Below are 16,755 nucleotides of genomic sequence, written 5' to 3'. Positions count from 1 at the left end.
AATTTTTCAGGAATTAGGGTTCATTCAGGGTGGGCCCACACGGACAGGGTTCCCTGGCCGAGCTTGCGAGGCTAGGGGGTCCGTGGGGAGCTGCTGAGCTTGCGGGTGACCTGGGCCAGGGAGTCGTCGTCGCCAACATTGCCGGCGAACACGATGTATGGGATGCCCTTGGCGGGTCCGTCCACTGGTTCCCAGAGGCTGACGATGCCCGGCAGCATGGGGCCGCGGACAATGGCGTGGCGGATTTCCAGGCCGTGGGCTGCCACGTCGGAGGAGGTGATGCCGCCCTTGGCGATGACGAACCGCGGCGGGAAGGTCTTCAGGGTGCGGTTGACCACGTCCACGACGGCGGCAGACACGGTCCGTGCGATCCGCAGGCTTTCGACGGGGTCGTCCGTCTTGATGAGCAGGCGGCTGGTGTGGACGATGACGTCACCGGCGCGGAGGGCGTCGACGACGGCGTCCACCGTCTGGTCCAGGTGCGCCGTGGCGTCGGTTTCGTTGCCGAGGAGCTTTTCGACGTCAATCTCGATGATGCGCGCGGAGCTGTGCTGGGCGGTGAGGACGTTGAGCTGCCGGGTGGTGAGGCCGACGTGGGAACCCACCACAATGAGGCCGCCCGCCTCTGACGGGGTGTTGCCGGCGTAGGCTTCTTCGGCGGTCAGTGCGGTGCGGATTTCCTGGCCGATGCGGCCGCGGACGAACGGCGGGCCAACGCGGTAGAGGAGTTTCTTGCCGCGGCGTTCCGCTTCGTCAAGGCCCAATGCCAGGGCGCGGAAGTCGTTTTCGGTAACGATGTCGGCCACGATGGGCGTGGAGTCGGTGGCCGGTTCGATGGCGTCGGCAATGGCCTTGGCGGAGATGGCCGGATCCTGTGCGGAAGCGCCGGCGCGGATGATGTCCAGGTCCAGGACGATCACGGAGTCGGCGGGGAACCGGCCCTGGGACTTTTCTGCCACGTAGTCTGCCATGACGGAGGTGCTGAAACCGAAGGAAGCATCCTTGGCGAACTCGGTCTCGGAGACGGGGACCAGGGTGCCCTGGGCATCGCCGGTGCCGCGCATGTAGTGCACGCCGCCGATGGTGAGGCGGCCGGCGTCGGGGAATGCCGGAACCAGGACCACGCCATCGGTCTTTTCCCCGCTGACCTCGGCAACCGTGGCTGCGATGACATCCGGTTCCAGCGGGAAGTGGCCGCGGAGCGTGGAGTCGCTGCGGCTGACGAAGCCCAGGCGGAGCTTCCCGGGTGATCCTGCGGCAACCAGGGCGTTCCGGACCACTTCCTCATTGCGGGCTGCGGCCTCTGCAGGGTCAAGGCTGCGGGTGTTGGTCAGGACATAGACAGCCGGCTTGCCCTGGCCAAAGGCCCAGGCAAAGTCCGCCACGTCCCAGCGGGTGAGCACGGGCAGGTCCGCCACTGACTGCGTGCCGGTGGGGTCGTCGTCGAGCACTACCAGTACACGGGGAACCTCCGCGTTGGAAGCGGCCAGCGCGCCGGCAACCAGCCCGGCGGCGATCTCCAGGTCTGCCGGATAGGCGGCCAGAACGTCTGCTTCAAGAGTCACAGTGCACTCCGTTGTGTATGGATCCGGGCGTGCGGATCCTGATGTGTAGATAACTGTAAGATGTCTGACATCTTGCATTTGAGAGTTAGTGTGGCACACGGCATACGGACGCGCAAGTAGACTTGTCTGACATATCCGCCGGGCGACGGCCTGGAACAGGGATCGGGGGCAACATTGGCAAGGAAGTCACTGGTAGGCGTAGTGGCCGACGAGTTGCTGGACCGCATCATCGAAGGCGAGTTTCCCCCGGGCTCCACTGTTCCCGGCGAGCATGAACTGAGTGCGCGGCACGAGGTCAGCCGCATGACGGTCCGCGAAGCCATGAAGACGCTGCAGGCCCAGCGAATCCTGAGCGTTGAGCGCGGCCGGGGGACCTTCGTCAACCCGCTGAGCAGCTGGGCTTCGCTCGAAGCGGTGCTCCGGGCCGCGGCTGAGGGAAAGAACGACGCAGACGCCTCCATCCAGCTCATCGAGCTCCGCCGGATGCTGGAAACGGGGGCCTGTGAGCTTGCCGCCGGGCGGATCGCGGAGGAGGACATCGAAGCCCTCTTCAATTACGTCGCGGCGATGAAGGCAGCGCACAGCATCAACGACGTCGCGGCTTTTGTGGAGGCGGACCTGGCTTTCCACGACGTCATCCTGCGTGCATCCGGGAACGTCTTCGTTTCGGTCCTGTTCGAGCCTCTGCATCGCGTGCTGGAAAAGCGCAGGGCTGAGACTTCTGCCGTTCCGGCAATCCAGGAGCACGCCATCGGCCATCACCGGAACATTGCCGAGGCCCTGGAGTCCCGCGACGCCGCGCGGGCGCGCCAGGCCATGGACGAGCACATGCAGCAAACCCTCGACGACCTCAAGCAGCTGGTACTCGAAACCAAGTAGGCGTGTGGACTGGGTCTGTTCAACGCTCGTGCAGTCCCACTAGGCTTCAGGGACGGCCCGCAACCGGGAGCAACGATGATCACGAGGAGCGAAGTTGTCCAACCACACGTACAGCATTTCTGAAATTGTCGGCACCTCCACCCAGGGCGTGGACGACGCCGTGCGCAACGGCATTGCCAAGGCATCCCAGACCCTGCGCAATCTCGACTGGTTCGAGGTCAAGGAGGTCCGCGGCCACCTGGAGGACGGGAAGATTGCGGACTGGCAGGTCACCATCAAGATCGGCTTCCGCTTGGAAGAGCAGGGCTAAGCCAGCTAAAGAAACAGGTCGTGAAGCCTTGGCTTCACGACCTGTTTCTTTAGCTGGAGGGCTGTTTGCCCTAGTTGGCCGTACCCGGGCTGCGCCGGCGCCACACGGTGGGGACGCCGTCGAACGCGGGGAAGACGTGCCCTTCGAAGAAGGAAAGGACCGTATGCGGATCGAGGTCCGGGCTCCAGAGGCCGGAAGCCGGGCAGTGCGAGCCGGTGGCGGTGGAGGCGGCGCCGGCTGACGCCTGGCGCTCCTTCAGCAGGGCGATGCGTTTCATCGTTGAGACCATCCTGGTGATTAAGACTGGGCAGGGAAAACGTGTACTCCCACCCTAGGAAATGCGTGGTCAGAGGCCAATGGGCGGCTGGCCAGAATCAACGCCCTTCGCTGGACGAATGTACAGAAGCAGGGCATCGTCAGCCCGCTTCGGCCCCTTCGGCGGCCGCACTGGCACTGCGCTCCAGGCCGGCGTCCGGCACCGCGCCGAGGCTGCCCAGCAGGGCAAGGGCGTCCGACGACGGCGATCCCGGCCGCGCGGAGTACACCCTCAGCGTCTGGTCCGGGTCCTCCGGCAGGACGAGGTTTTCAAAGTTCAGTTCCAGGTCCCCTACGGCGGGATGGTGCAGCCGGACGGTGCCGGCCGACCGGGTGGCCACCCGGTGCCCTGCCCACCATTGGCGGAAATGTTCACTGTGGACCGCGAGCTCACCCACCAGGTGGTTGGCCTGTGGATCATTGGGGTGCCGCCCCACGTCCAGCCGGAGGGATCCCGCAGCTTCCGCGGCCACCGTCTTCCAGTCCCTGAACAGTTCCCGGGCCGCCGGATCCAGGATGGTCCAGCGGGTAAAGTTCCGCTCCGCGGGCGGCAGCGCCGGGAAATCAGCGAACAGCAGGAAGGCCATCCGGTTCCCTGCCAGGACGTCGCTTCGCCGGCCCAGCACCATGGCGGGCACCTCCCCCACCGCGTCAAGGAGCTGGCGCAATGCAGGGCGGACCCCCTGTGCAGTGCTGGCGCCCGGGTCCCGGGGAGCTCCGGCGCAGTTCTCCAGCAGGTCCAGCATGTGCGCGTGTTCACTGCTGTCCAGCCGCAGCGCCCGGGCCACAGCATCCAGCACGGTCCGCGAGGGGTGGATGTTCCGCCCTTGCTCAAGCCGGACGTAGTAATCGGTGCTGACTCCGGCAAGCCGCGCCACCTCCTCCCGGCGCAGCCCTGGAACCCTGCGGGCCCCCGTACTGGGACCTGTTCCGGCAACCTCCGGACTCAAGCGCGACCGCATGGCCTTGAGGAATTTTCCAAACTCTGCGCTTTGACCCATGGGAACCATTGTGCCTGCCATGAGTGACCTGCTCTACAACGAAGGTAGGACTGGCAGTCCTAGGAAAAGCAGGAACAGCCTTGGCTGCTGACTTGACGGGGAAAAGTGCATAGGCTCAGGAATGAGCCGGTGGAAACCGCTTTCTGGCCATGGCCAAGCCCGCAGGCAGCCGGCCCCGATATCCAGCACCACACCTTCCAAGGAGCACACCATGTCAGAGCTGACACCGAACCTGACCCTGAACAACGGCGTCACCATCCCGCAGCTTGGCTTCGGCGTTTTCCAGGTCCCGCCGGAAGAGACCCAGCGGACCGTGGAGGACGCCCTGGAAGCCGGCTACCGCCACATTGACACCGCCGCGGCCTACCGCAACGAGGCAGGCGTGGGGGCAGCACTGGCAGCCACCGGAATAGCACGCGAGGAAATCTTCATCACCACCAAGCTCCGCAACGGCGAGCAGGGCCGCGCGCAGGAAGCATTCCAGAACAGCCGCAAGGCCCTGGGCCTGGACTTCATCGACCTCTACCTCATCCACTGGCCGGTCCCCTCGCAGGGGCTTTTCGTCCAGGCCTGGAAGGAGATGGAGCGGCTGTACGAGAACAAGGAAATCCGCGCCATTGGCGTCTCCAACTTCCTCTCCGATCACCTGGACACGCTGCTGGAATCGGCTGAAACCGTACCCGCCGTCAACCAGATCGAGCTGCACCCCAGCTACCAGCAGGCGGACCTCGCGGCGAAATGCCGGAACCTGGGCATCGCCGTGGAGGCCTACAGCCCGCTGGGGCAGGGCGGGGACCTGAACGGAAACGCCGTCACCTCAATCGCCAACGCCCACAACGCCACCACCGCCCAGGTGGTGCTGGCCTGGCACCTTGCCACCGGAAACATCGTCATCCCCAAGTCGGCCAACCCGGACCGGATCCGGGAAAACTTCGCAGCCTCGTCCCTGAAGCTTTCCCAGGACGAACTTGCCGCCATCACCGCACTGGAGTCCGGCGCGCGCATCGGGTCCGATCCCGCCGTCGCTGCCTTCACCCAGATGTAGCCTCCGGCTACCGAGCCGCCGGAAAGCCCACCACCGAAAGGATTTCCAATGCAGTACACCCATCTGGGCCGCTCCGGCCTGAAAGTCTCCCGGCTCTGCCTGGGCACCATGAACTTCGGGCCGCAGACTGAGGAAGCGGACGCCCACAGCATCATGGACTCCGCACATGAGGCCGGCATCAACTTCTTCGACACCGCCAACGTGTACGGCGGCGTGGACCACCGCGGCTGGACCGAGGAAATCATTGGGCGCTGGTTCGCCAAGGGCGGCGAGCGCCGCGAACACACGGTGCTGGCCACCAAGCTCTACGGCAGTATGACGGACCGGCCCAATGAATCCAAGCTCTCGGCACTGAACATCCGCCGCGCACTGGACGCCAGCCTCAAGCGGCTGCAGACCGACTACATCGATGTGTACCAGTTCCACCACATCGACCGGGATACGCCCTGGGACGAGATCTGGCAGGCCATCGAAGTTGCGGTACAGCAGGGCAAGATCCTGTACTCGGGCAGCAGCAACTTTGCGGGCTGGCACATTGCCCAGGCCCAGGAGGCTGCCCGCCGGCGGAACTACACCGGCCTGGTCAGCGAGCAGTCCATTTACAACCTGTTCATGCGCCAGGTGGAGCTGGAAGTCATCCCGGCGGCACAGCAGTACGGTCTTGGCCTGATCCCTTGGTCGCCGCTGCAGGGCGGGCTGCTGGGCGGTGTGCTGAAGAAGGAACGTGAAGGCGTGCGGCGCACCGAAGGCCGCGCCGCTGAGACGCTGAAGAAGCACGAGGACCAGATCCGCCAGTATGAGGACTTCGCCGACGAACTGGGCCACGAGCCCGGCGACGTTGCCCTGGCCTGGCTCCTGCACCAGCCTGCCGTGACCGCCCCGATCGTGGGTCCGCGCACGCAGGAACAGCTGGACGCCGCCATCCGTGCACTGGACGTCTCCCTCGACGACGACGCGCTCAAGCGGCTCGACGACATCTTCCCGGGACACCGCACCGCACCGGAGGACTACGCGTGGTAACCCCACCCGCAGGCGATACCGTGGCGCCCCGGAGCATCCTCTTCATCGGCGGCACCGGGGTCATCAGCGCGGCGGCAGCTGAACGCGCCGTCGCGCTGGGCCACCGGCTGACTATCCTGAACCGGGGCCAGTCCAGCAGGCCGGTCCCGGACGGGACGGAGGTGCTGCACGCGGACGTCCGGGATGCGGCGTCGGTCCGGGAGGTCCTGGGCGGCAGGGAGTTCGACGCCGTGGCGGACTTCATCTCCTACACTCCGGACCAGGCGCAAACCAGCATGGAGTTGTTCCGGGAGCGGACCGGGCAGTTCGTCTTCATCAGCTCGGCCTCCGCGTACCAGAAGCCGCCCACCAGGCTGCCGATCCGGGAGTCCACGCCGCTGAAGAACCCCTTCTGGCAGTATTCCCGGGACAAGATCGCGTGCGAGGAGCTGCTGTTCCGGGCCTACCGGGAGGATGACTTCCCCCTGACGGTGATCCGGCCCTCGCACACCTATGACCGGACCAAGATTGCCATGGTGGGCGGCTGGACGGACATCCACCGGATGCGCCACGGCCTTCCGGTGATGGTCCATGGCGACGGCACCTCGCTGTGGACGCTCACGCACAGCAGGGACTTCGCCAAAGCGTTCGTCGGCCTGCTGGGAAGGCCGCAGGCGGTGGGCGAGAGCTACACCATCACCTCTGACGAATACCTGCCCTGGAACCAGATCTACCAGCTGTTCGCCCGGGCAGCGGGCGTCCGCGAGCCGGAACTGGTGCATGTGGCGTCGGAAACCATTGCCGCCCATGACGAGGAACTGGGCTCCAACCTCCTGGGCGACCGGTCGCATTCGGTGGTCTTCGACAACACCAAGATCAAGTCCCTGGTCCCGGACTACACCGCCACCATCCCGTTCGCGGATGGAGCCCGGGAAATTGTCGAGTGGTATGACAGCCACCCGGAGCTGCAGCAGGTGAACGACGCCTACATGCAGCTCTCGGACAAACTCACCAGCTGGTCCCGCCAAGGCGTGTGAGCCGGCACCGCCGGCCTGCCGCACCCAGCGGCGGGCCGGCGGGACCTGCGGGCTGTGCTAATTTCGGCGCATGACGTTGCCCCCTTCCGAACAGCCCGCCGATAAGCCGGTGGCCGCCGCCATCGGGCTCCTGGCCAGGCAGGGTTTCGATGCAACATCCGTTGAGGAGCTGGCTGAAGCCTCGGGCATGAGCCGCAGCACGTTCTTCCGGCGGTTCGGGTCAAAGGAGGACGTGGTCTTCGCCGACCATGAACGGATCCTGCGCCAGGTAAATGAGAGGCTTGCGGAATCGAGGCTGGAGCCCCTGGCTGCCGTTGCGGATGCTGCACTGCTGGTCTTCGACCACCACCTGCGGAACCGCGAAACGTCCCTGGCCCGGTACGAACTGCTGCAGGCGGTACCGGCCCTCCGGGACCGGGAGCTGGTCACATCGCACCGGTACGAGCGGGCCTTCCTGCAGTACCTCAATGACAAGCTGCCCCGGGATGGGCGGGGCGGGTACAAGGCGGTGGCTTTCGCCGCAGCCGTGGTGGCCGTGCATAACGCGTTCCTGCGGCAGTGGCTGCGGGCGCCCGGCGCCGGGGAAGCCGCGGACATGGACCGGAAAAGGGCTGCCGCCCTCGCAGCCGAACTCCGGGCCCTGGCGGAAACGTTCAGGCCCGCACTCCTTGGTGGCGCAGCCCCCGCCCAACCTGCCCCAACCGTCGTCGTGACCGTCCTCCCGGGCCAGGCAGGCAGGGAAGCGATCGCCCAGGCCGTTCTGGACGCCCTTCCCTAACCTGCCAACAAGCCTGATACTCAGTTTCTTGACGTGGAACTGCGTTTCAATGCATCCTTAGTCGGTGTGGCGAAAGCCACACCGACCCGCCAGTTCCACTGCCGCTGATTCAGAGGATGCAAAGAGATGACGACGACGTCGCCCACCCAGTTGCCCGGCCGCACCGAAAGCCCTGCGGGCTTTCCTGGCGGCACCGTGGAGCCGGACTACTTCCTGACCGAAGCACTCGGCACCGACCCCGCGTCCGTCCTGACCGGCATCAGCGATGAGGACCGCACGTACTGGGACCGTGCCCGCAGCTTCGTCCAGGACGAGGTCCTCCCGGTCATCGACGGTTACTGGGAGCGTGGCGAGTACCCGCTGCATCTGCTCCGGCGCCTTGGCGAACTGGACCTTCTTCGGGATGGCGTGGCGGTGGACGGTTACGCTCCGATGAGCAGCATGGCCGCCGGGCTGGTGAACATGGAAATCAGCCGCGGGGATGGCTCGGTGGCAACCATGATCGCCGTCCAGGGCGGCCTGGCCCTGCGGTCCGTCGCCGAATGCGGATCGGCGGAGCAGCGGGCGCGCTGGCTGCCCGCGATCGCCGGCGGCGCCGAATACGCGGCCTTCGCCCTGACGGAGCCCACCCACGGCTCCGACTCGGTGGCACTGGAAAGCACGGCAACCCGCACGGACGGCGGCTTCCTGCTGAACGGCGAAAAGAAGTGGATCGGCAACGGCTCCGTTGGCGGCGTCACCATCGTGTGGGCCCGGGGCGACGACGGCCAGGTCCACGGCTACCTGGTTCCGCAGGACTCCCCCGGCTACACCGCCACCAAAATCGAGGGCAAACTGGCGCTCCGCGCCATCTGGCAGGCCCACATCCGGCTGGAGGATGTCTTCGTCCCGGACGCGAACGTCCTCCCGGGCGCCCGGACCTTCAAGGACACTGCCCGTGTACTGCTGGCGACCCGGCTGGGGGTGGCCTGGTCCGCCGTCGGCCATGCCACCGCCTGCTACGAAACCGCCGTCCAGTACGCCAGGCAGCGCAAGCAGTTCGGCCGGCCCCTGGCCGCTTCCCAGATCGTCCAGGAACGGCTGGCCCGCATGCTCAGCGAACTGGCCACCATGCAACTGATGGTGGTGCAGATGACCCGGCTCGATGAAGCCGGAATGCTTGCTCCGGAGCAGGCATCGCTGGCCAAGTACACCTGCACCCGGACCGCCCGGGGCATTGCGTCCAATGCGCGCGACCTGCTGGGCGGCAACGGCATCCTGCTGGAAAACCGCGTGGCCCGGCACCTGGCCGACATCGAAGCCATCCACACCTATGAAGGCACCGAGACCATGCAGGCCCTGATCATCGGCCGGGGCATCACCGGCATGTCCGCCTTCGCCTGAAACCAACCGCCTGGCTTCCGCCGCCTGTCATCCCTGAAAGGACTGTTCTTGAACCAGAACGCCAACATCCCCGTCATCCTGGGCGGTGCCCGCACCCCGTTCGGCCGGTTCCGCGGCGGCCTCACGCCCTTCTCCTCCAGCCAGCTCGGCGCCCATGCCATCCGGGCGGCCCTGGAACGGACCGGCGTGGCACCGGAACAAATCGGTGCCGTCATCGTGGGGCAGGTCATCCAGGCCGGCGCAGGGCAGGGGCCCGCACGCCAGGCCAGCCTGGCCGCCGGCATCGGCTGGGATGTCCCCACCATCACCATTAACAAGCTCTGCCTGTCCGGGCTGACCGCCGTGATCGACGCCGCCCGGATGATCCGCACCGGGGAAGCGGACTTCATTGTGGCCGCCGGCCAGGAGTCGATGACCAACGCACCGCACCTGGTCCCCGGGCTTCGCGCCGGCGTCATCATCGGCGATGCCCCCATGCTGGATTCCCTGAACCACGACGGTCTCCAGGACCCCGTGAGCGGCAAGCTTATGGGCGAGGCAACGGACGCCGGCAACGCCCAACGCGGGATCAGCCGGGCCGAACAGGACGCGGTGGCGGCCCGCTCGCACCAGCGCGCCGAGGCAGCCCGGGCCGCCGGGGTGCTGGCCGAGGAAATCGCGCCGATCCAGGTGCCCCAGCGGAAGGGCCCGGCGGTGACCATTGAGCACGACGAGGGCATCCGCCCGGACACCACGGCCGAATCCCTGGCGCAGCTCCGGCCGGCCTTCTCCAAGGAGGAGACCGCCACCATCACCGCCGGCTCGGCGTCGCCCCTCTCCGACGGCGCGGCGGCGCTGGTCATCGCCAGCAAGGCGGCGGCCGAAGCGGCAGGGCTGGAGTGGATCGCCGAGATCGGCGCCCACGGCCAGACGGCGGGACCGGACGGATCCCTCCACTCCCAGCCGGCCCGTGCCATCGAGCGCGCGCTGAAGGACCAGGGGCTCACCGTGCAGGACCTGGACCTGGTGGAAATCAACGAAGCATTCGCCTCTGTCCTCATCCAGTCCGCCAACGACCTCGGCATCGACACCAAGGCCGTGAACGCCGACGGCGGCGCCATCGCCCTGGGCCACCCCGTAGGCGCCTCGGGCGCACGCCTGGTGCTGCACCAGGCACTGGCGCTGAAACGCCGCGGCGGCGGCACCGGCGTCGTGGCCCTCTGCGGGGGCGGCGGCCAGGGCGACGCGCTCATCCTCACAGCATGACCATCCCAACGAAGAAGCAGGCCATGACCAACAACCCCTCCGCCGACGGCTTCGCCACCATCTCCGTCGCAGCCGTCCTGGCCGAATCAGCCAAAAGGACTCCAAACAGCATCGCCCTCGTGGTGGGTGAGGACCAGGTCAGCTACGCCGACCTCTGGGACCAGACCCGCGCTTATGCCGGGGCGCTGCGGGCCCGCGGCATTGGTCCGGGAGACGCCGTCGCCGTCCTGATCCCCAACGTCCCGGACTTCGCCCGGGTGTATTACGCCATCCTGTCGCTCGGCGCGATCGTGGTCCCCGTGCATGCCCTGCTGAAGGCCCGCGAAATCGAATACGTCCTGCAGGACAGCGGCGCCAGGCTGCTGGTCTGCGCCGCTCCCCTGCTTCCGGAGGGGGCAGCCGGCGCTGCGGCCAACGGAACCGAGGTCCTGACCGTGATGGCTCCCGACGACGGCGGGTTCCCCCGGCTGGAAGCGGAAGCAGCCGCGGCCGAACCCATCCGGACGTATGAACCGTGCCGCCCCTCGGATACGGCCACCATCCTGTACACCTCGGGCACCACCGGTAAACCGAAGGGAGCGCTGGGCACGCACTTCTCCCTGGTGGAACAGACCAGCGTGCTGCTGACCAGCGTGATGGACTTCCGGCCCGGCGACGTCCTGTTCGGCGGGCTGCCGCTCTTCCACACCTTTGGCCAGACGGTGGTCCTCAATACGGGCCTGCGGGCTGGAGCCACCATCGTCCTGATGCCGCGCTTCACCGGCGAGGACGCGCTGAAGCTGCTGGCGCGGCACAACGTCAACATCTTCCTGGGCGTGCCCACCATGTACGTGGCGCTCCTGGAAGCTGCGAAGACGGTACCGGACCGTCCGGGCGCGCTCCGGTACGGCATCTCCGGCGGAGCATCCCTGCCGCTGGCCGTCATGGACAGGTTCCGGGACGTCTTCGGCGTGGAGATCCACGAAGGCTACGGCCTGACCGAGACCTCCCCGGTGGCCTCCTTCAACCACGTGGGCACGGCGCCGCGGCCCGGCACCATTGGGGTCCCCATTTGGGGCGTGGACATCGAAATCGCCCGCCCGGAGACGGTGGAGGCCATCGAGCTGCTGCCCAACGGTGAGCTCGGTGAACTCGTCATCCGCGGGCACCTGCTGATGAAGGGGTACCTCAACCGGCCGGAGGCCACCGCGGAGGCGGTGGTGGACGGCTGGTTCCGCACCGGAGACCTGGGAACAAAGGACGACGACGGCTACCTCACCATCGTGGACCGCAAGAAGGACATGATCATCCGCAACGGCTACAACGTTTACCCCAGGGAAGTGGAGGAAGTCCTGCTGACCCACCCGGCGGTGGTGAGTGCCGCCGTCTACGGCATCCCCGACGAGGTCCACGGGCAGGAAATCGCAGCCGCGATCGTGCTGGACGCCGGTGCAACCGTCAGCGAAACCGAGTTGATGGACTTCGCCAGCAACCAGCTCGCAGCCTACAAATACCCGCGGGTGGTCAGGATCCTTTCCGAACTACCGTTGGGACCCAGCGGAAAGATCCTGAAGCGGAAGCTGGCCGGCGACCCCGCCTAGGGCACATTCGGGTATAGCAGGACCGGTCAGGGCAGAGCCGCCCAGGCAGGGGCGGTGCCCCGCGGCAGGTCTTTCACAGCAACGCCCGCCAAGCATGCTTGACGGGCATTGGCTTGCCGCTTTTACAACGTTCTAAATACCCTGCCTGAGCAAGGAAAACAAGGCTTGCCTTCACGCATCCCCCACGTCTAGATTGCTGGGGAAGCGTTTTCCGGTCTCAAATTTGAAAGGATTCACTGATGAATCCCCGCCTCACCCCCATACGCCTTCTCTCGGTCGGCGCCGCCGGCCTGGCACTGACGGTGGGCTGCCTCTCAGCCCCGGCCTCCGCCGTCGGGCCCTCCCCCAAACCTGGGAATCCCGGCATCCAGCTGGACCACCTGGACCGGGGACTGGTGGCCGCCGGCACCTCGGAGGGCGTCTTCCTCAGCTGGCGCCTGCTGGGCAACGAAGCCACCGGGTTCTCCGCCACCGGCCTCACCGGCACCGACTTCAACGTCTACCGGGACGGGCAAAAGCTGGGCACCGTCACTGACAGCACCAACTTCCTGGACCGTACCGGAACCGCAGCCTCGGCCTACCAGGTGCGCGCCGTCGTCGGGGGCGTTGAAGTGGACCGCAGCGCCGCAGCCACCCCCTGGAGCGGAAACTTCAAGGACATCCCGCTCAAAAGGCCGGCGGACGGCGTGACTCCCGCCGGCCAGGCCTACACGTACTCCGCCAACGACACCTCGGTGGGCGACGTGGACGGCGACGGGCAATACGAGTTCATCGTCAAGTGGGACCCCAACAACTCCAAGGACGTCTCGCAGGTGGGCTACACGGGCAACACCTACGTGGACACCTACAAGGCGGACGGCACCCTCCTCAGCCGGATCGACCTGGGCGTCAACATCCGCTCCGGCGCCCACTACACCCAACTGCTGGTCAACGACTTCGACGGCGACGGCCGCGCGGAGATGATGATGAAGACGGCCCCGGGGACCAAGAGCACCAGCTTCAATGCCGACGGCAGCGTGGCGGCGAGTTCCTTCATCTCGCTGCTCCAGTCCGACATCGACGCCGGATACTCCAACACGGACGACTACCGCATGAGCGCCGCTGACTACTACCGGCACATGGTGAAGACCTTCCAGGGCTGGACGGAACACCCCGAGGTGAAGGCCGGCCACTGGCCCGCCACCCTTGAGGAAGCCTTCGGCATCGCGCCGAAGTACCCATACCCACTGTCCCAGGCCGACGCCGAAGCACTCACCGACTACTTCATGGACGTCTACGCCCCGTCGCGCAGCGCCCGCAACAACCTGCGCGCATTTGAAGGCTTCATCGTTTCCGGACCGGAGTACCTGACAGTATTCGAGGGCGCCACGGGCAAGGAGCTGAAGACGGTGGCCTACACCCCGGGCCGGACGGACGACGGCCTGATGTGGGGCGATTACGCCATGGCTCGGATCGAGCCGGGCAACCGCGTGGACCGGTTCCTGGCCGGCGTCGCCTACCTCGACGGCAAAAGGCCCGCAGCCGTTTTCGCCCGGGGCTACTACACCCGCACCACCCTGGCCACCTACACCTGGGACGGAACCAACCTGTCGCCGGTGTGGAACGTGGACTCCGGCTGGACCCCCATGACCAACCCCTTCAACGACTCCCCGCACGGCCGCGACGGCACGGACCCCACATACGGCAAGCTCACCACCCAGGGCTTCCACTCCCTGAGTGCCTCCGACGTGGACGGTGACGGAAAGCAGGAGATCGTCTACGGATCGGCAACGCTCGACGACGACGGCTCCGTCCTGTATACGTCGTTCGACGCCCTGCCAACCGGCAGCGCCGCGCCCGGTGAAGAGGCCCGGCTGGGTCATGGTGACGCCATGCATGTGGCGGACATCGACCCCGCCCGTCCCGGCAAGGAGATCTTCACCGTGCATGAAGGGGCCTCTTATGCCCCGTACGGCTACGCGATGCGGGACGCGGCCACCGGGGAGGTGCTGTTCGGCGCCTACTCGGGCAAGGACACCGGCCGCGGCATGATCGGCGACGTGGATCCGTCCGTTCCCGGCATCGAGAACTGGGCCATCGGCATGCAGTCCGCGGACGGCCGCAAGCTCTCCAGCACCGCCCCCGGAACCAACATGAGCATCAAGTGGGCCGCGGACATGACCACGCAGATCATCAACGGCTCCGGCGACCAGACCCCCACCATCGATGACTGGAAGCGCGGACGCCTGCTCACGGCGGACGGCACGCGCACAAACAACAGCACCAAGGGCACTCCCAGCCTGGTGGCGGACATCATGGGCGACTGGCGCGAGGAGATGGTGGTCCGCACGGCTGACAGCTCGGCACTGCGCATCTACCTGAGCACGGAGGTCACCAACCACAAGCTCTACACCCTGATGCACGATCCGCAGTACCGCGCCGAGGTTGCCCGCCAGAACACGGCCTACAACCAGCCTGCCTACACCGACTTCTACCTCGCCTCCGACATGACCTTCGGCAACGTACCCCTGCGGGCCGCGTGGCTGCCGGGCAGCGTCAAGGCACTGCAGGACATCCTGGCGGACCTGGCGGACTCCGGAGATGTGGCCGGGCCGGTGGCCGCCCAGCTCAACGCCAGCGTCCAGCAGGCAGCGAAGGCGGTCCAGGACGGCGACCCGGCCAAGGCGGGCCAGGCCATGCAGAGGTTCGTGGACTTCCTTGCCCAGCAGAAGAACCCGGATACGGTGTCAAGTACGGCCCGGGTGGCGCTGGACTACAACGCCGGCAACATCCTCCGGGCCTTTTCGAATCCAGGCCAGTGAGGCACGGACGGCCCATAAAAGGGAGACTGATGGCATGACACTTGCACCGCTCATCGAACTCAATGACGGCAACAGGATTCCGCAGCTGGGGCTTGGCACCTGGCCGCTGGACGACGAACAGGTGGCTGCCGCCGTCGTCCAAGCCGTGGAAGCCGGGTACCGGCACATCGATACCGCCGTGAAGTACGGCAACGAACGCGGCGTGGGGAACGGGATCCGCGCCAGCGGCGTGGACCGGAGCGAGCTCTTCATCACCACCAAGCTGGACGGTGAGTTCCAGGGCGACGACCGTGCAGTGGCAGGCCTGGAGGGCTCGCTGAAGCGGCTGGGCCTGGATTATGTGGACCTGCTCCTGATCCACTGGCCGCTCCCGGCACGGGACCAGTACATCTCCACCTGGCAAACGTTTGAACGGCTGCAGGCACAGGGAAAAGTCCGGTCCATCGGGGTATCCAACTTCAAGCCGGCACACCTCGAGCGGCTGATGGCCGAGACCTCTGTTGTGCCCGCCGTGAACCAAATCCAACTCAGCCCTGCAATCACCCGAACGGCGGAACGGGAATTCCATTCCAGACAAGGAATAGTCACCGAGTCCTACAGTCCGCTTGGCGGGTCCGGTGCAGGTTTATTAAGTGCTCCCCTCCTTGCCCAATTAGCGGAAAAGCATGGGAAAACCCCCGGCCAACTGGTCCTGAGGTGGCACATACAAAACGGATTGGTAACGATTCCCAAGACCGCTTCACCGGAGCGGATGGCAGAGAACCTGGACGTGTTCGATTTCGCCCTGGACCCGCAGGATCTAGCGGAATTATCGGTACTGGACGAGGGCCCCGGCGCGGGCAACGACTCAGACAAAACAGGACACTGAAACCTGCCTGAACAGGCCCTTTTTCTCAAAACGGGGTTGGCAAAAAGATAGTAAGCATGATTACTATTGGGGCAGAAGGATGAAGTGCCTCCGGAACCTGGAGGCCTCCTCTACTTAGGAAGAGAGCAACAAATGGGATTTATTGCATTTCTGATTCTCGGACTTATTGCTGGTGCGATCGCTAAGGCGATCCTCCCGGGCAGGCAGGGTGGCGGCTGGGTCATCACTCTGATCCTGGGCGTCGTTGGCGCTTTCCTCGGCGGCTGGCTGGGCGGGTTGATCTTCGGCAGTGGACTGCAGGAGTTCTTCTCGATCCAGACGTGGCTGCTGGCGATCGTCGGCTCGCTGATCGTCCTTGCCATCTACGGCATGGTCACCAAGCGAAGCGCCCGCGGATAACTGTACGGGCATGCCAGGAGGCCGGCCTGGGGACACCATCCCCGGGCCGGCTTTCATTTTCTCCGGCGAAGGGCGCCCGCTACGCCGGCCGGAACTGACAACCTTCTCGCAGAGCAGGAGTTCATCGTGAAAAACAAGCTTCTTTTGGGTGTCGGCGTTGCCGTCGGCTATGTCCTCGGCTCGCGTTCAGGCCGTGCTGCCTATGACAAGCTGAAGGCCCGCGCCGCCGGCATCTGGGACAGCAAGCCTGTCCAGGACAAGGTATCCGTGGCTACGGAGACCATCAAGGAAAAGGCTCCCGAGGTGGCGGACCAGTTGAGTGAAGCCGCGCGCCGGGCAGGCACGGTCATCGGCTCGGCGATGCACCGGGATGGCAGCTCCGGCGGGGGCCAGGCATCAGGGACTGCCGGTACTCCCGGTACTCCTTCCGCAACCACCCCCATGGCGGGTGACGCGAACAGCGTGGGTGAAGACCACATCCCCGCGCACAGCACCCACCCGGAGACCACCAACCTTGGCACCTCCGATGGGACCGGCACAAAGGCCTGAT

Annotated in this window: 16 protein-coding genes; 13 read left to right on the top strand and 3 right to left on the bottom strand. The window is 66.1% G+C overall.

All coding sequences use genetic code 11. The features are described from left to right. Positions 1-71: 71 nt before the first annotated feature. Positions 72-1,565, bottom strand: coding sequence for a four-carbon acid sugar kinase family protein (locus ACR65K_RS13170; RefSeq protein WP_440153276.1), 1,494 nt, complete (start codon positions 1,563-1,565; stop codon positions 72-74). Between the two features lie 174 nt (positions 1,566-1,739). Between ACR65K_RS13170 and ACR65K_RS13165 the strand changes: the two genes are divergently transcribed. Then, positions 1,740-2,444 (top strand): FadR/GntR family transcriptional regulator, encoded by a 705-nt coding sequence (locus ACR65K_RS13165; RefSeq protein ID WP_440153274.1) that lies wholly within the window; start codon positions 1,740-1,742, stop codon positions 2,442-2,444. Between the two features lie 94 nt (positions 2,445-2,538). Then, positions 2,539-2,754 (top strand): dodecin, encoded by a 216-nt coding sequence (locus ACR65K_RS13160; protein WP_056331348.1) that lies wholly within the window; start codon positions 2,539-2,541, stop codon positions 2,752-2,754. A 70-nt stretch (positions 2,755-2,824) separates the two neighbouring features. Here the strand turns inward: ACR65K_RS13160 and ACR65K_RS13155 are convergent, their stop codons facing one another. Next, positions 2,825-3,031: a hypothetical protein gene (locus ACR65K_RS13155; protein WP_056331347.1), complete on the bottom strand. Its 207-nt coding sequence runs from the start codon at positions 3,029-3,031 to the stop codon at positions 2,825-2,827. Positions 3,032-3,170: 139 nt separating this feature from the next. Further along, positions 3,171-4,070 carry a helix-turn-helix domain-containing protein gene (locus ACR65K_RS13150; protein WP_440153272.1) on the bottom strand — a complete coding sequence of 300 codons (900 nt, stop codon included), beginning with the start codon at positions 4,068-4,070 and terminating at the stop codon, positions 3,171-3,173. Between the two features lie 211 nt (positions 4,071-4,281). Here ACR65K_RS13150 and ACR65K_RS13145 point away from each other — a divergent pair, with 211 nt between their 5' ends. The 11 genes from ACR65K_RS13145 (at position 4,282) to ACR65K_RS13095 (ending at position 16,754) form a co-directional block, all read left to right on the top strand. Continuing rightward, entirely contained in the window at positions 4,282-5,115 is an 834-nt protein-coding gene (locus tag ACR65K_RS13145; protein WP_056331345.1) for an aldo/keto reductase, read from the top strand. A 48-nt stretch (positions 5,116-5,163) separates the two neighbouring features. After that, positions 5,164-6,135 (top strand): aldo/keto reductase, encoded by a 972-nt coding sequence (locus tag ACR65K_RS13140; RefSeq protein ID WP_440153270.1) that lies wholly within the window; start codon positions 5,164-5,166, stop codon positions 6,133-6,135. Beyond that, positions 6,129-7,151: an NAD-dependent epimerase/dehydratase family protein gene (locus tag ACR65K_RS13135; protein ID WP_440153268.1), complete on the top strand. Its 1,023-nt coding sequence runs from the start codon at positions 6,129-6,131 to the stop codon at positions 7,149-7,151. Before ACR65K_RS13140 ends, ACR65K_RS13135 begins: the two co-directional genes overlap by 7 nt. A gap of 70 nt (positions 7,152-7,221) precedes the next feature. After that, positions 7,222-7,929 carry a TetR/AcrR family transcriptional regulator gene (locus ACR65K_RS13130; protein ID WP_440153266.1) on the top strand — a complete coding sequence of 236 codons (708 nt, stop codon included), beginning with the start codon at positions 7,222-7,224 and terminating at the stop codon, positions 7,927-7,929. Between the two features lie 126 nt (positions 7,930-8,055). Continuing rightward, positions 8,056-9,312 (top strand): acyl-CoA dehydrogenase family protein, encoded by a 1,257-nt coding sequence (locus tag ACR65K_RS13125; RefSeq protein ID WP_440153265.1) that lies wholly within the window; start codon positions 8,056-8,058, stop codon positions 9,310-9,312. Between the two features lie 48 nt (positions 9,313-9,360). Next, a complete protein-coding gene (locus tag ACR65K_RS13120; RefSeq protein WP_440153263.1) occupies positions 9,361-10,557 on the top strand; it encodes an acetyl-CoA C-acetyltransferase in 1,197 nt (398 codons plus the stop codon). 23 nt (positions 10,558-10,580) lie between these two features. Continuing rightward, on the top strand, positions 10,581-12,137 hold the full coding sequence (locus tag ACR65K_RS13115) for a long-chain-fatty-acid--CoA ligase (protein ID WP_440153312.1): 1,557 nt from the start codon (positions 10,581-10,583) through the stop codon (positions 12,135-12,137). Positions 12,138-12,376: 239 nt separating this feature from the next. Further along, positions 12,377-14,938: a rhamnogalacturonan lyase gene (locus ACR65K_RS13110; RefSeq protein WP_440153262.1), complete on the top strand. Its 2,562-nt coding sequence runs from the start codon at positions 12,377-12,379 to the stop codon at positions 14,936-14,938. Positions 14,939-14,972: 34 nt separating this feature from the next. Next, positions 14,973-15,806 carry an aldo/keto reductase gene (locus ACR65K_RS13105; protein ID WP_440153261.1) on the top strand — a complete coding sequence of 278 codons (834 nt, stop codon included), beginning with the start codon at positions 14,973-14,975 and terminating at the stop codon, positions 15,804-15,806. Positions 15,807-15,938: 132 nt separating this feature from the next. Beyond that, complete coding sequence (locus ACR65K_RS13100; RefSeq protein ID WP_056331329.1) at positions 15,939-16,205, top strand: GlsB/YeaQ/YmgE family stress response membrane protein; 267 nt, start codon at positions 15,939-15,941, stop codon at positions 16,203-16,205. Between the two features lie 126 nt (positions 16,206-16,331). After that, positions 16,332-16,754 (top strand): YtxH domain-containing protein, encoded by a 423-nt coding sequence (locus ACR65K_RS13095; RefSeq protein WP_440153259.1) that lies wholly within the window; start codon positions 16,332-16,334, stop codon positions 16,752-16,754. The last annotated feature ends 1 nt before the right edge of the window (position 16,755 follow it).

This window comes from Arthrobacter sp. SAFR-179, assembly GCF_059414945.1.
Note: the sequence above shows the minus strand (reverse complement) of the source record. Positions and strands in the feature narration are given on the sequence as shown.